Source organism: Serratia liquefaciens ATCC 27592 (assembly GCF_000422085.1).
Classification (GTDB): Bacteria; Pseudomonadota; Gammaproteobacteria; order Enterobacterales; family Enterobacteriaceae; genus Serratia; species Serratia liquefaciens.
On record NC_021741.1, the window covers coordinates 3,759,435 to 3,772,404 of the forward strand.

At 54.9% G+C, this 12,970-nt stretch carries 11 protein-coding genes; 7 read left to right on the plus strand and 4 right to left on the minus strand.

What is annotated here, in order from left to right; all coding sequences use genetic code 11:
* The first annotated feature begins 86 nt into the window (after window positions 1–86).
* Complete coding sequence (gene narL, locus M495_RS17640) at window positions 87–719, plus strand: two-component system response regulator NarL (RefSeq protein WP_020828035.1); 633 nt, start codon at window positions 87–89, stop codon at window positions 717–719.
* A gap of 26 nt (window positions 720–745) precedes the next feature.
* Here narL and M495_RS17645 read toward each other — a convergent pair whose 3' ends face one another.
* Entirely contained in the window at window positions 746–1,024 is a 279-nt protein-coding gene (locus M495_RS17645) for a winged helix-turn-helix domain-containing protein (protein WP_020828036.1), read from the minus strand.
* A 280-nt stretch (window positions 1,025–1,304) separates the two neighbouring features.
* Here M495_RS17645 and acrD point away from each other — a divergent pair, with 280 nt between their 5' ends.
* On the plus strand, window positions 1,305–4,418 hold the full coding sequence (gene acrD / locus M495_RS17650) for a multidrug efflux RND transporter permease AcrD (RefSeq protein ID WP_020828037.1): 3,114 nt from the start codon (window positions 1,305–1,307) through the stop codon (window positions 4,416–4,418).
* 269 nt (window positions 4,419–4,687) lie between these two features.
* Here the strand turns inward: acrD and ypfM are convergent, their stop codons facing one another.
* Complete coding sequence (ypfM, locus tag M495_RS26135; RefSeq protein WP_100396732.1) at window positions 4,688–4,747, minus strand: protein YpfM; 60 nt, start codon at window positions 4,745–4,747, stop codon at window positions 4,688–4,690.
* A 238-nt stretch (window positions 4,748–4,985) separates the two neighbouring features.
* Window positions 4,986–7,025 (minus strand): TonB-dependent receptor domain-containing protein, encoded by a 2,040-nt coding sequence (locus tag M495_RS17655; protein ID WP_020828038.1) that lies wholly within the window; start codon window positions 7,023–7,025, stop codon window positions 4,986–4,988.
* A 393-nt stretch (window positions 7,026–7,418) separates the two neighbouring features.
* Here M495_RS17655 and yncE point away from each other — a divergent pair, with 393 nt between their 5' ends.
* From yncE to M495_RS17680, 5 genes are all read left to right on the plus strand, one after another.
* Entirely contained in the window at window positions 7,419–8,489 is a 1,071-nt protein-coding gene (gene yncE, locus M495_RS17660) for a 7-bladed beta-propeller protein YncE (protein ID WP_020828039.1), read from the plus strand.
* Window positions 8,490–8,498: 9 nt separating this feature from the next.
* A complete protein-coding gene (locus M495_RS17665; RefSeq protein ID WP_020828040.1) occupies window positions 8,499–10,670 on the plus strand; it encodes a TonB-dependent siderophore receptor in 2,172 nt (723 codons plus the stop codon).
* A 133-nt stretch (window positions 10,671–10,803) separates the two neighbouring features.
* Window positions 10,804–11,283 carry a tetratricopeptide repeat protein gene (locus tag M495_RS17670; protein WP_020828041.1) on the plus strand — a complete coding sequence of 160 codons (480 nt, stop codon included), beginning with the start codon at window positions 10,804–10,806 and terminating at the stop codon, window positions 11,281–11,283.
* 9 nt (window positions 11,284–11,292) lie between these two features.
* A complete protein-coding gene (locus M495_RS17675) occupies window positions 11,293–11,724 on the plus strand; it encodes a GNAT family N-acetyltransferase (RefSeq protein ID WP_020828042.1) in 432 nt (143 codons plus the stop codon).
* Between the two features lie 31 nt (window positions 11,725–11,755).
* Entirely contained in the window at window positions 11,756–12,364 is a 609-nt protein-coding gene (locus M495_RS17680) for a GNAT family N-acetyltransferase (RefSeq protein ID WP_020828043.1), read from the plus strand.
* A 12-nt stretch (window positions 12,365–12,376) separates the two neighbouring features.
* Here M495_RS17680 and M495_RS17685 read toward each other — a convergent pair whose 3' ends face one another.
* The gene (locus tag M495_RS17685) at window positions 12,377–12,802 is read right to left on the minus strand and encodes a GNAT family N-acetyltransferase (protein ID WP_041415576.1); all 426 of its coding nucleotides are present in this window, start codon (window positions 12,800–12,802) and stop codon (window positions 12,377–12,379) included.
* Window positions 12,803–12,970 lie beyond the last annotated feature (168 nt).

A 12,970-nucleotide genomic window follows, 5' to 3' on the forward strand; every position in this document is an offset into this window, starting at 1 on the left:
CCACTATTTTATAAGAGTCAGTCCCACTGTGAAGCGTGCTGGACAGCGCGTTTGAGTGGCTTTACTCGCTACAGGGAGCATATTTCATGGTGATGAAGAATTACCGAGTGATGATCGTCGACGACCACCCGCTGATGCGCCGAGGCATCAAGCAGCTGTTGGGGCTGGATCCGCTGTTCAACGTGGTCGCCGAAGCCAGCAACGGCAACGAAGCCATTACTTTCGCGCTGCAGCAGGCGCCGGACGTGATCCTGCTCGATCTGAATATGAAAGGTTTGTCCGGCCTGGACACGCTGAAGGCGCTGCGCAATGAAGGCGTCGATGCGCGGATCATCGTGCTGACGGTATCAGACTCGCGCAACGACGTTTATGCGCTGATTGACGCGGGAGCCGACGGCTACCTGCTGAAAGACAGCGAACCTGAACAGCTGCTGGAGCATATTCGCTCAGCGGCGGAAGGACAAAACGTGATCAGCGACGCGGTGGCGGACTACCTGTTATCCCGCAGTGAACAACATAATCCCTTTGCCGAGTTGACCGAACGCGAGCTGGACGTATTGCAGGAAGTGGCGCGTGGCCTGTCCAATAAACAGGTGGCGGCGCAACTGCATATTTCTGAAGAGACGGTGAAGGTGCATATCCGTAACATGCTGCGCAAACTGGACGTGCGTTCACGCGTGGCCGCGACGGTGATGTATCTGGAACACCGGAGTCAATAAGGCTTCCCCGGCGCGCCGGGGAGGGTTTATTCGATGGCGGCAAGCAGCGCCTGATGATGCTGGTGAACCCAGCTCTTGTTGATCGGCCCCCAGCTTTCCAACTGGTAAAAACCGTCGTTATTGCGCACGCCCTGTTGAACAAACTGCAATGCCACTCCCAAGCCCGGCAAGGCTTTCAACACGTCTTGCAGGGTGCGACGCGGCCAACCGGTCAATTCCATCAGCCGCGGGACGTTTGGCCGTTCGCTGTGGCTGATTAACCAGCACAGATAAAGACGACGGGCAAATACCGGGTTAATTTCCATGCCTTGCTCCTGCTTTAAGGTGAGTCCTGATGACGTCGCGGGAACCCCAGCGGTCAGGTCCTTGATTGCAATAAAATTGTCTTAATGACGTTTTTAACGGCAATGATGGCAATATTGCGCGTTTATCCTACCGTTATTTACATTATCTCCTTTTTTTCTCCACGCTTTACTCCCACTTCCCGAGTAAAGTGCATAAGCGCCGGAATCCTTCCCAGCCGCTGATAAACGCAATTCTGATGCGTCTTAAAGATAGAACAAGTCACAACGAGGTTCGCGCTGCATGGCCAATTTTTTTATTGATCGCCCGATTTTCGCCTGGGTTCTGGCAATTATTCTTTGCCTGACCGGCGCCTTGGCGATTTTTTCGTTACCTGTGGAACAGTACCCTAACCTCGCACCGCCAAACGTTCGCATCAGCGCCAACTACCCTGGCGCCTCGGCGCAAACGCTGGAAAACACCGTCACCCAAATTATCGAACAGAACATGACCGGCCTGGACAACATGATGTATATGTCGTCACAGAGCACCAATACCGGCCGGGCTACGGTCACGCTGACCTTTGAGGCCGGCACCGATCCTAACGAGGCGATGCAGCAGGTGCAAAACCAGCTGCAGGCGGCCATCAAACGACTGCCGCAGGCGGTGCAGACCCAGGGCGTGACGGTGTCGAAATCCGGCGATACCACGCTGATGATGGTGGCCTTCGTCTCCACCGACGGCAGCATGGACAAGCAGGACATTGCCGATTACATCGTTTCCAACCTGCAGGATCCGCTCAGCCGTATCAACGGCGTGGGCAGCATGGACGTCTACGGCTCGCAATACGCCATGCGCATCTGGCTCGATCCCAACAAGCTCAACAGCTACCAGCTCACCACCCAGGACGTGGTCAGCGCGATCCAATCGCAGAATGCGCAGGTGGCGGTCGGCCAGCTTGGCGGTACGCCGTCGGTCGACAAGCAGGCGCTCAACGCCACCATTAACGCGCAATCGCAGTTGCAAACGCCAGAACAATTCAAGCAAATCACCCTGCGGGTCAATCAGGACGGCTCACTGGTGACGCTGGGCGATGTTTCCACCATTGAACTGGGTGGCGAAAACTACGATTACCTCAGCCGCTATAACGGTATGCAGGCCGCTGGCATGAACATCAAGCTGGCCTCCGGGGCCAACGAGCTGCAAACCGATCAGTTGGTTAAAGACAAGATTGCCGAACTGTCGCAGTATTTCCCGCACGGGCTGGAGGCGAAAGTCGCCTATGAAACCACCCCGTTCGTTAAGGCCTCAATCAAAGACGTGGTGAAAACCCTGCTGGAAGCCATTGTATTGGTGTTCCTGGTGATGTACCTGTTCCTGCAGAATTTCCGCGCCACGCTGATCCCCACCATCGCCGTGCCGGTGGTGCTGATGGGCACCTTTGCCATCCTTTCCGCCTGCGGATTCAGTATCAACACCCTGACCATGTTCGCCATGGTGCTGGCCATCGGGCTGCTGGTGGATGACGCCATCGTGGTGGTGGAAAACGTCGAACGCGTGATGAGCGAAGAAGGCTTGCCGCCACGGGAAGCTACGCGCAAATCCATGGGGCAAATCCAGAGTGCGTTGGTCGGTATCGCCATGGTGCTGTCGGCGGTATTTATCCCGATGGCGTTCTTCGGCGGCACTACCGGCGCCATTTACCGCCAGTTCTCCATCACCATCGTTTCCGCCATGGTGCTGTCGGTGCTGGTGGCGATGATCCTGACCCCTGCCCTGTGCGCCACCCTGCTCAAACCCATTGCCAAAGGCCACCATCACGGCAAGCGCGGCTTCTTCGGCTGGTTCAACCGCATGTTCAACCGCAACGCCGACCGCTACGAGCGTGGTGTGGCGCGGGTGCTCCATTCCAGCCTGCGTTATATGCTGATTTACGTGTTGCTGCTCGGCGGGATGGCGTTGCTGTTCATCAAGCTGCCGACCTCCTTCCTGCCTCAGGAGGACCGTGGCGTATTCACCGTTCAGGTGCAGCTGCCGCCAGGATCGACCCTGCAGCAAACCACCAAGGTCGTGGAAAAGGTGGAAAATTACTTCCTGACCAAAGAAAAAGAAGATGTGCTGTCGGTGTTCTCCACCATCGGTGCCGGGCCGGGCGGTAACGGACAGAACGTGGCGCGTATGTTTATTCGTTTGAAAGACTGGGAGTTGCGCACCTCAGGTGCCAACAGCTCTTTCGATATCATCGATCGCGCGACTCATGAGTTTAATAAGATTAACGAGGCTCGGGTGATAGCCAGCAGCCCGCCGGCCATCACCGGCCTGGGCAACTCATCCGGTTTCGATATGGAACTGGAAGATCACGCAGGCCTGGGGCACGACAAACTGATGGCGGCACGCGATCAGCTGCTGCAACTGGCTGCGGCCAATCCCCTGCTTTCACGGGTGCGTCACAATGGCCTGGATGACAGCCCGCAGTTGCAAATCGATATCGACCAACGCAAGGCGCAGGCGCTGGGCGTCTCCATCGATGACATCAACAACACGCTGTCGACCGCCTGGGGTTCCACCTACGTCAACGACTTTGTCGATCGCGGCCGGGTGAAGAAGGTGTATGTGCAGGCTGCCGCACCGTTCCGCATGCTGCCCGGCGATATCGACAAATGGTACGTGCGTAACAGCGCAGGCGGCATGGTGCCGTTCACCGCCTTCGCCACCTCGCATTGGGAATACGGCTCGCCGCGTCTGGAACGCTATAACGGCAACTCGGCGTTGGAGATTGTCGGCGAAGCGGCTGAGGGCGTCAGTAGCGGTACCGCGATGGCGGAAATGGAGAAAATCGTCAGCCAGTTACCGACCGGCTTCGGTCTGGAATGGACCGCCATGTCCTACCAGGAACGCCTTTCCGGTTCGCAAGCGCCGGCGCTGTACGCCATTTCACTGCTGGTGGTGTTCCTGTGCCTGGCAGCGCTTTATGAAAGCTGGTCGATTCCGTTCTCGGTGATGCTGGTGGTGCCGCTCGGCCTGATTGGTGCCGTTGCCGCCACCTGGCTGCGTGGGTTGGAAAATGACGTTTACTTCCAGGTGGGGATGCTGACCATTATCGGGCTGTCGGCGAAAAACGCCATTCTGATCGTCGAATTCGCCAACGAGCTGAATCAAAAAGGGCAGGATCTGATGTCAGCCACGCTGGAAGCCTCGCGCATGCGCCTGCGGCCGATTTTGATGACCTCGCTGGCCTTTATCTTCGGCGTACTTCCGATGACCATCAGCAGCGGCGCCGGCTCCGGCAGCCAACATGCGGTGGGCACCGGGGTGATGGGCGGCATGATTTCCGCTACCCTGCTGGCGATTTTCTTCGTGCCATTATTCTTCGTGCTGGTACGCCGCCGTTTCCCAGGCAAGCAACCTATACCCTAAATAATTGGAGTTGCATCGAGGCGGCAACGCAGCGAATCCCCAGGAGCTTACACTAGTAAGTGACTGGGGTGAGTGAGGAAAGCCAACAAAGATGCAGCTTTAAGTATGACGGGTATTTAGCCACTACAACGGAAGACGCAGGGGAATAACGGACATAAAAAAGCAGCGTCGGGTAACCGATGCTGCTTTATTTCGAACCCGAGGCTCGATCCCAAGGTGTTTCAATGACCAACCAATAAACCAACCTTGCTATCAACTTTACCGCAGTGTCAGTTACCTAACATCTCATCGATGAAGTCTTTCCAGTTTCCCAATTCACGATCAACCATAATAATTCACAACCTCAATTAATAGACGAAGCGAATTCTACGCTTGTTTTTTGAGCAAGTGAAGCACCTCGGGAACGATGCCACCCGCGAAAACAGGGGACAGTGCACATTTTCGTACTTATCTTATCGAGCAAGAACTGCGGCTATTCCCTTCCGATATCAATCCAGCAAATGAGATAGATAAAAGATCTAAACCGACCGCCATTGGCTGGCGGCCGGAGCTTTAACTCAGCGAGATTTAGAAATCAACGCGCAGGCCAAGGTTGTAGTGACGGCCTTCAAGCTGCGGATAAGCGCCCCAATTGGTGGTGCGTTTAGGGGCCGTATCCAAGATGTTATACACGCCGGCCATCACTTGGGTGTGCTTATCAAGGCGATAAATCACGCCGGCATCCAACAAGGCATAAGCGCTATAGCGGGTATGATTACCGGTATCCTCGTTGCGGCTGCGATAATTGACCTTGGACCAAACGTCCAATGCCGAAGCTGCGGCCCACTTGGCGGATAAGTTGGCCATGTGTTTCGGGAAGTCATTCAGCGCATAACCCTTGTTGATGCCGTTTTTCTGTTCACTCTTGTTAAACGTATAGTTTGCGCTGAGGTTCAAACTGTCGGTCGCCTGCCAATCGGCATTGAGTTCCACACCGTAGACATTGGCCTTGCCGATATTGAAATATTTATCAATGGAATCGGCGTTATAGCCGTTAACCACGCAAGGGTGATTCTCACTCGCCTCGCAGATGTTAACTTCTGCGATTTTGTCCTTGAAGTCGGTATAAAACACCGTGGCGTCGAGGGACAAATCACGGTTGTTATTCCAGTACAGGCCCAGCTCGGTATTCACGCTGGTTTCCGGCTTCAGCTCGCTGTTGCCCACCGACAGATAGGGATAAGGCGGGTTGCTGCCACGCGGCGTAATGAATTGATCCGAGTTTTCCCGCAGCGAAGGTTTTTTATAGCCGGAAGAGATCCCGCCCTTCAGCGCCCAGGCTTCGTCTAAAATCCAGTTGCCGTAGAGTTTCGGGCTGATGTGGGTGCCGAAGTAGTTGTCCCTGTCCATACGCGCCGAGGTTGTCAGCGAAAAGTCATCGATATTCCACTGCCCTTCGGCAAACAGTGCCCACCCATCACGCGAAATTTTGGTTACCGGATCGATCCCTGGCGCTTTTTTACTGTCGGCGTAGAAATCGTCATTGAGCGTTTCGCGGCTGTAATTGGCACCGACGGTCAGGTTATGTTCCCCCAAACTCAGTTTAGCCTGGCTATTCAGCACATAATTTTCGGTCTGGATATGCTGCGGGGCCAGGCTGACGGAGCGATATACCGATTCGCCTTTCTCGTACTGGAAATAACTGGTGGTGGCGACACTGTCATCCGCGTACCAACCTGAATGAGTCAGGCTCAGAGCATCGCGATCGAAGTCCCAGCCCCACGGCGTACCGCCGCCTTTGGCAGAACGGCTGCGTTTTTTCTCCCCTTTAGCCAGGTTCAGATCGAACAGGTTGGTTTCATTGGCGGCAAAGCCGAGCGTCATGTCGAGCGACTTCTTGTTGTTTTTGCTGAAGGCGTTAGGTTTTTCATCTTCACGGCGATCGAGGTAGTCCGCCGACAGGCTGAGGCCCAGTACATCGGGCACCAAGGGCCCCATCAAAAACAGATTGGCTTGTTGGGTGTTACCGAAGTCCTGATGCTGTTGCAGGAAGCTGTTGCCGGCAATCGAGCCAATCCACTCCCTTACGCCAAACGGCTTTTTGGTGATCACGTTGACCACACCGCCAATGGAGTCGGAACCGTATAACGATGACATAGGGCCACGGATCACTTCAATGCGGTCGATGGCCGCCAGCGGCGGTAAAAAACCGGCTTCGGTACCAATATTCTGACCATACGGGCGCGACTCGCCGGTATTTTGTTTGATGCTGTTGACCATGAACGAGGTGTAACTCGAGTCCATGCCGCGGATCATCACATCGCCGGTCACTTCGCTCCCGGCCCCGTTGCTGACGAACACCCCGGAAACATCCTGCACCGCTTCGGCGACATCCCGGCTGTTCTGCTTTTCGAAGGTCTTTTTATCGATGACGGAGATACTGGCGGGGGCATATTTTTTGTTCTGCTTGAACCCGGAGGCGGTCACCACGACCTGATCCTCTTGCAAGGCATCCTTGTCTTTTTCTGTCCCGCCTTCCTGTGCGTAAACCTGGGGTGCGCACATCAAAGCCAGCGCTATGGCCGTGGCGATGCGGGAGCCCTTTCCCATGGAGGATTGATTGATCATTTCCTTTCCTAATAAAGCCTGTTTCCGGTGGGTGTTGTCGCCCACAAAGCCTTCCCAAAACGGCTGACGCAATAAAACGCAGTACGCATCAATGCCACCACCAGCGTCGCCATAACGATCTGTCGTTATGATTTTTTATTTACACTTCTTAACAGTCGCCGGGCGAATATAGCGGATATTTTCAGACATTAAAACGAAATGAAAATCATTACATAGTTTAAACATACCGGAAACATCGCCATTTAATAACATGATTTTATAAGGGATATTTAATAAATCATTATATTTCAATGCCAAACAACCATATCTTCATATGATTAATTAAATGATATTGATATTAATAATCAATATCATTAGCATCTGCGAATCGTAAACTGATGTAAAGGAATGTATATGAAGATGCACCTGTCCACTTCAGGCAAAAGTTTCTCCCTCAGCGCCCTGGCGTCTGCCGTGCTGCTGTTGTCTTGTTCAACGCTGGCCGCTGACCTTCCCGAGAGTCAATTTCAAACCAAACCGGTCGGGCACGGCCTGTATGAACTGGCTTTTGATGGCACCAGCAACACCCTGTTTGCCGCCTCTACGCCTTCCTTCGCCAAAGAAAAAAACGGCGGTATCGTCTTTAGAGTCAACCCCGCCACGCTGGCCACCGACGCCAATATCGTCACTAAGCGACGCGCCTTCGCCACCGCATTGGATGAGCAGCGCCATCTGTTGTACATCGGCAACACCGTCGACGGCTCAGTCACGGTGATCGATACCCAGACAGGTAAAGAACTCGCGACTATTCAACTCAATGAAAGCGTGAAAGACGATCAGTTTGTCCCGACGCGCGAACTGCTGCTCGATAAGAAAAATCAGCGCCTTTATGTTTCCGGCACGGCGCAAAAAGGCGTGCTATGGGTCATTGATACCGCCAAGCGGGAAAAAATTGCCACGCTGGGCAACATGGGTGAATACCCGACCGGCATTGCGCTGGACAGCGAACGCGGCCATATCTATTGCGTTAACGGCCGTGGCGAACTGATTACGCTGGACGCCACCAGCCATAAGATCCTCAAACGCGTGGTGGTCGAACCGACCAAGAAACACTTCTTCCTCAATATCGCTCTGGACAGCAAAACCGGTCGTGCGTTTATCACCGATCCGGATCTGCCAAACGTACTGGTCGTGGACGTCAACAGCGGGAAAATCCTGCACCAGATTGACGTAATCAATTCTCTGGCGGTGCTATTTAACCCGCTGCGCAGCGAGATCTATATCACTCACCGTGAAGCCAAACGCATCAGCATCGTCGACAGCAACAGCTATCAGGTGAAAAACAGCATCACTACCCATGCATTGCCTAACAGCCTGGCGCTTTCTTCCGACGGCCAGCAGCTGTTCGCCAGCATCAAGCAGTCCAAGGAAGAGATGGAGAAAAAACAGGATTACCTGATCAAGATTGATCTTGGCGGATTGTGAGGCATCTCCATGGCTAGCTTTATGATTCGCCTCTCCGGCGGCGCACTGTTGTGCGTCCCGGTGATGATGGCGCAGGCGGCAGGCACCGAGCAGACCGCCCACAGCCAAAAAGAAGAAACCCTGGAGGTGGTCGCGTCCCCCTTCAGCGATGACGGCAGCACCGAGAATACCGGCTCCTACACCACCAAACAGATGACCACGGCAACCGGGTTGCCGTTGAGCATTAAGGATACGCCACAGTCGGTTTCGGTGATCTCGCGCCAATTGATTGACGATCTCAACGCCAACTCGCTGAAGGAAATTCTGCGCTGGTCTACCGGCGTCAGTGAAAGCAATTACGATAGCGAACGTTCTTCGTTCAACTACCGTGGTTTCAGCGTGGACAGCTATCAATACGATGGTATCCCTACTTTCTTTGACTCGGGCTATTCCGGCGGGGAATCCGAAATTGACTCGATCACGCTCGATCACGTGGAGATCGTCAGGGGTGCGGCAGGATTGTTGAACGGCGTCGGAAACCCGGGCGCTGCGATCAATCTGGTCAGGAAAAAAGCCTCCAGCCTTTCTCCTTTTGCCCGTACCGAGCTTTCGGCCGGTTCCTGGGATCACTATCGCACCACGATCGATGCCGGTACCCCGCTCAATGATGAAGGTACCGTCAGGGTGCGCGTCGCTGCCTCCGGTGAACGCAGCCACTCTTTCATGGATCGCCATCAAGAACGCAAAGGGACGGTCTACGGGACGTTGGAAGCTGACCTGACCAGCGCCACCCTGCTGCGTCTGGGGGCTGACTATCAGCAAAACCGGCCAAAAGCTTCCACCTGGGGCGGCGCGCTGCCGACCGGCTGGTTCAGCGACGGCAGCGAGATCAACTGGGATCGCCACTACAGCGGGGCTTCAGACTGGTCAAGCTGGGACACCACCCTCAGCACCCAGTTCGCCACGCTGGAACACCAGTTCGCTAACGACTGGAAAGGCGTAGCCAACTACACCCACAACCGTCAGGCCTTCGATGCCAAAATGGCGATGAGCCTCGGCGGCCTGATCGACCCGGACACCTGGGCGGTAAAGCCTTCAACCCCTTACGCCGGGCGCTATGAAGGCTATCGGGATCAGCACGCGGTAGACCTGAAGCTGAACGGGGACTTTTCACTGCTGGGCCGCACCCACAAGTTTGTGGTGGGCAGTTCCTCCGCCTGGCAACACAGCTACAGCACCTATCGCAGTGCCAGTACCACACAGCTGTTTAGCGGCAGCCTGAAGGACTGGAACGGCGGCCTGGGTGAACCTGCGTGGTCAGACAAAATGCCGCAGCAGGATTTCCGTACGCGGCAAATCGGGATTTACAGCAGCGCCGACTTCTCGGTGACGGATCAACTGGATCTGGTGCTCGGTGCCCGTTTCAACAGCTTTAAAAACACCACCACCACCACGGCGAACAAAGTGACTCCGTTCCTGGGGGCGGTGTATAAGCTGACCGATCAGGTCTCTGCCTATGCCAGCTACACCGACATCTTCAAGGACCAGAACTATCTCGACAGCAGCGGCCACTATCTGGCGCCGATCGAAGGGGTCAACAAAGAGGTGGGCATCAAGGCCGCGCTGCTGGATGAGCGTCTCAACGTTTCGCTGTCGGCGTTCCGCATTACTCAGGATAATCTGGGCGTACTGGATGAAAATCCGGAAAACATCAACGCGCTGCAACAGACCTATCATGAGAGTCAGGGCGCAACCAGCAAAGGGGTGGAGTTCGAGCTGAGCGGTGAACTGGCGCAGGGCTGGAATGCCCAGTTGGGCATCACCCATTTCTCCTTGAAGGACAAGGATAAGGTTGATCTCAACACCGAGCAGCCCCGCACTCGCATCACTCTGTTCACCACCTATCAGTTGACGGGTGCGCTGCGCGATCTGACGCTGGGCGGTGGCGCACGCTGGCAGAGTAATGTTTATGCCAACGTCCAGGGCGCCAGCAACGGTGAATTTGTCGAGCGCAAAGCCGAGCAAGGGTCCTACGTGCTGGTCGATGCGATGGCGCGTTACAAGCTGACGCCGCAAACCTCGGTGCAGTTGAACCTGAACAACGTTTTCGACGAGAAATACTACTCGCAGGTGAATTTCTACAGCACCCGCAACTATGGCGAGCCACGTAACGTTATGGTGACGCTGAAGCACGAGTTCTGATCGCCCTACAGTATTAAACGGCCCCGGATAACGGGGCCGATTTATTTCTAACCGCTATATCCCTTGTATGATGAATTCTTCCGTAGTAGCGTGCCAAAGGTATAAAAAACCCCCATTTCTCTGAGGCCATGTCATGTCCCCTACGCTGACCATCGAACAACTGAAAGAGCTGGGCCGTTATCAAGACGCCACCGAACTGGCGCAGCAGCAGTTGCTGCAACAACCGGAAGATGCCGTGCTGCACTACCAATTAGCCTGTCTGTACGACGTGCAAGGATTCGAGCAACAGGCAATTCCCTGCTACCAGGCTGCGCTGGCACGTAATTTACCGGCTCCGCAGCGACAGGAAGCCTGGCTTGGCCTGGGCAGCACCTATCGGGCGCTTGGCCTGTATCAGCAATCGCTGGCCACCTTCGACCAGGGGTTGGCCGAATTTCCCGAGGCCAAAGAGATCACCCTGTTTCGCGCCATGACGCTGTACAACCTGGGTGAAACCAAACAGGCAGTGGCCGATTTGTTGGTGCTGTTAGCGGAAACCTCCTCACACAGCGACATCAGCAGTTATCAGCGCGCCATTCGCCAATACGCTGCCGATCTGGACCGTATCGGCTAGGAGGAAAACATGGAAATTGTCACCGATCCAAATCGCTATGGCGTCGACTGGTCGCAATTGGCCGCGCTGTTGGAAGCTGCAGGGCTGGGCCAGCGTGACCCGCAGGTGCTGCAGCGCGTTTACCAACACAGCCAATTTTGCTACTGGGGCTATCGCGATGGCCGATTGATGGCCACCGCCCACGCCATCAGCGACATGACCTCGGTAGCCTATCTGGCCGACGTGGCAATCCATCCGGACTTTCAGGGGCTGGGACTGGGGCGACAGCTGATGGATCGGGTGATGCAGGATTTGGCGCCGCTCGGCAAAGTATTTATCTACTCGGTTCCCGACAAGCTGGCATTCTACAAAAAATACCGCTTCCGCGAGCTGACCACCGGTATGGTCTATGCTGACAGCGTGGCTTTGGAACGCCTGGAGCAGAATGGCTATGTCCGCTAAACAGTCAATTTAACGAGGAAAGTTGCAGAATATGTCTGACCTATGCTGGCTTGGTGAAACCGAGCTGAAAAGCGACAATGTCAGCCTGCTCCCACTGCGTAGAGAGCATGCGCAGCCCCTGGTACAGGCAGCCGCCGACGGACGCCTTTGGGAACTTTGGTTTACCTCGGTACCCACAGAAAATACCGTCTCAGATTATATCGACTTTGCCTTGAGTGAACAGGCCGCAGGACGAGCGTTGCCGTTCGTCGTCGTGCACAACGCCACGCAAAAAATCATCGGTACCACCCGTGTTTGTCATGCCGATGCGCAAAACCGTCGCGTTGAAATTGGCTACACCTGGTATGCCAAGAGTCATCAAAAAACCACCGTCAACACCGAGTGCAAATTACTGCTGCTCAGTTATCTGTTTGACTCTCTGGCGGTGATTGCCGTTGAGTTTCGCACTCACTGGCACAACCAGGCTTCCAGAGCGGCTATCGCGCGACTGGGTGCCAAGCAAGACGGAGTCCTCCGGAATCACCAGAAAAATGCGGATGGCAGCTATCGGGATACGGTGGTTTTCTCCATCATCGACCACGAATGGCCGATGGTGAAAAAGAACCTGGGTTATAAGTTGCGACAGGTCAGAGACGAGTAACGGTCCGCTAAGCTACAGCGTCTTCATCATGAAAACGCGGCTGGTGCCCGCCGGCAGACAGGGTACCTCGCCAAAGCGCGTCCAGCCGTTCAATTCATAAAACTTCGGCGCCTGGAAGCTGATGGTGTACAGCACGGCGGAAACGCAGCCTCTGCGCCGCCCTTCCAGCTCGAAACGGCGCAGCAGTTCGCTGCCCAACCCCGATCCGCGCAGCGATTTTGGCAAATGAAACAGATCCACAAACAGCATGCCCAACGATGAACGTCCGCTGATGCCGCCCAACACTTCACCGCTGGCCGGATCTCGCACCACCACCGCCAACGGGCGACGATCGTTGGTGCCGGTTACCTCGTCGTTATATTGATTCAGCCCGGCTTCAATCAGGGCTTCTATTTCTTCCGTCGCATTTTCGGCAACTTCAATCAGGTATTTTTCCATGCTCATCTTCTTCTTATGTAGGGTGACTGAATAGCGCACTAAGATTAGCAAAATCCGCCGCAATAAATGCGCGCCGTTTTTTTTCAGCTTTTCCCCGGCTTTCAGGCCATTGGACGGTGGAACTCCCCGCCATTTTTCGGCATGCTGGTCGCTGGTTTTCATTTCACC

Excerpts from the sequence above, each read along its gene's own strand:
- M495_RS17655 (WP_020828038.1), bottom strand. The coding sequence starts at position 7,025 with ATGATCAATCAATCCTCCATGGGAAAGGGCTCCCGCATCGCCACGGCC.
- M495_RS17675 (WP_020828042.1), top strand. The coding sequence starts at position 11,293 with ATGGAAATTGTCACCGATCCAAATCGCTATGGCGTCGACTGGTCGCAA.
- M495_RS17665 (WP_020828040.1), top strand. The coding sequence starts at position 8,499 with ATGGCTAGCTTTATGATTCGCCTCTCCGGCGGCGCACTGTTGTGCGTC.
- acrD (WP_020828037.1), top strand. The coding sequence starts at position 1,305 with ATGGCCAATTTTTTTATTGATCGCCCGATTTTCGCCTGGGTTCTGGCA.
- M495_RS17685 (WP_041415576.1), bottom strand. The coding sequence starts at position 12,802 with ATGGAAAAATACCTGATTGAAGTTGCCGAAAATGCGACGGAAGAAATA.
- yncE (WP_020828039.1), top strand. The coding sequence starts at position 7,419 with ATGAAGATGCACCTGTCCACTTCAGGCAAAAGTTTCTCCCTCAGCGCC.
- M495_RS17645 (WP_020828036.1), bottom strand. The coding sequence starts at position 1,024 with ATGGAAATTAACCCGGTATTTGCCCGTCGTCTTTATCTGTGCTGGTTA.
- M495_RS17680 (WP_020828043.1), top strand. The coding sequence starts at position 11,756 with ATGTCTGACCTATGCTGGCTTGGTGAAACCGAGCTGAAAAGCGACAAT.
- M495_RS17670 (WP_020828041.1), top strand. The coding sequence starts at position 10,804 with ATGTCCCCTACGCTGACCATCGAACAACTGAAAGAGCTGGGCCGTTAT.
- narL (WP_020828035.1), top strand. The coding sequence starts at position 87 with ATGGTGATGAAGAATTACCGAGTGATGATCGTCGACGACCACCCGCTG.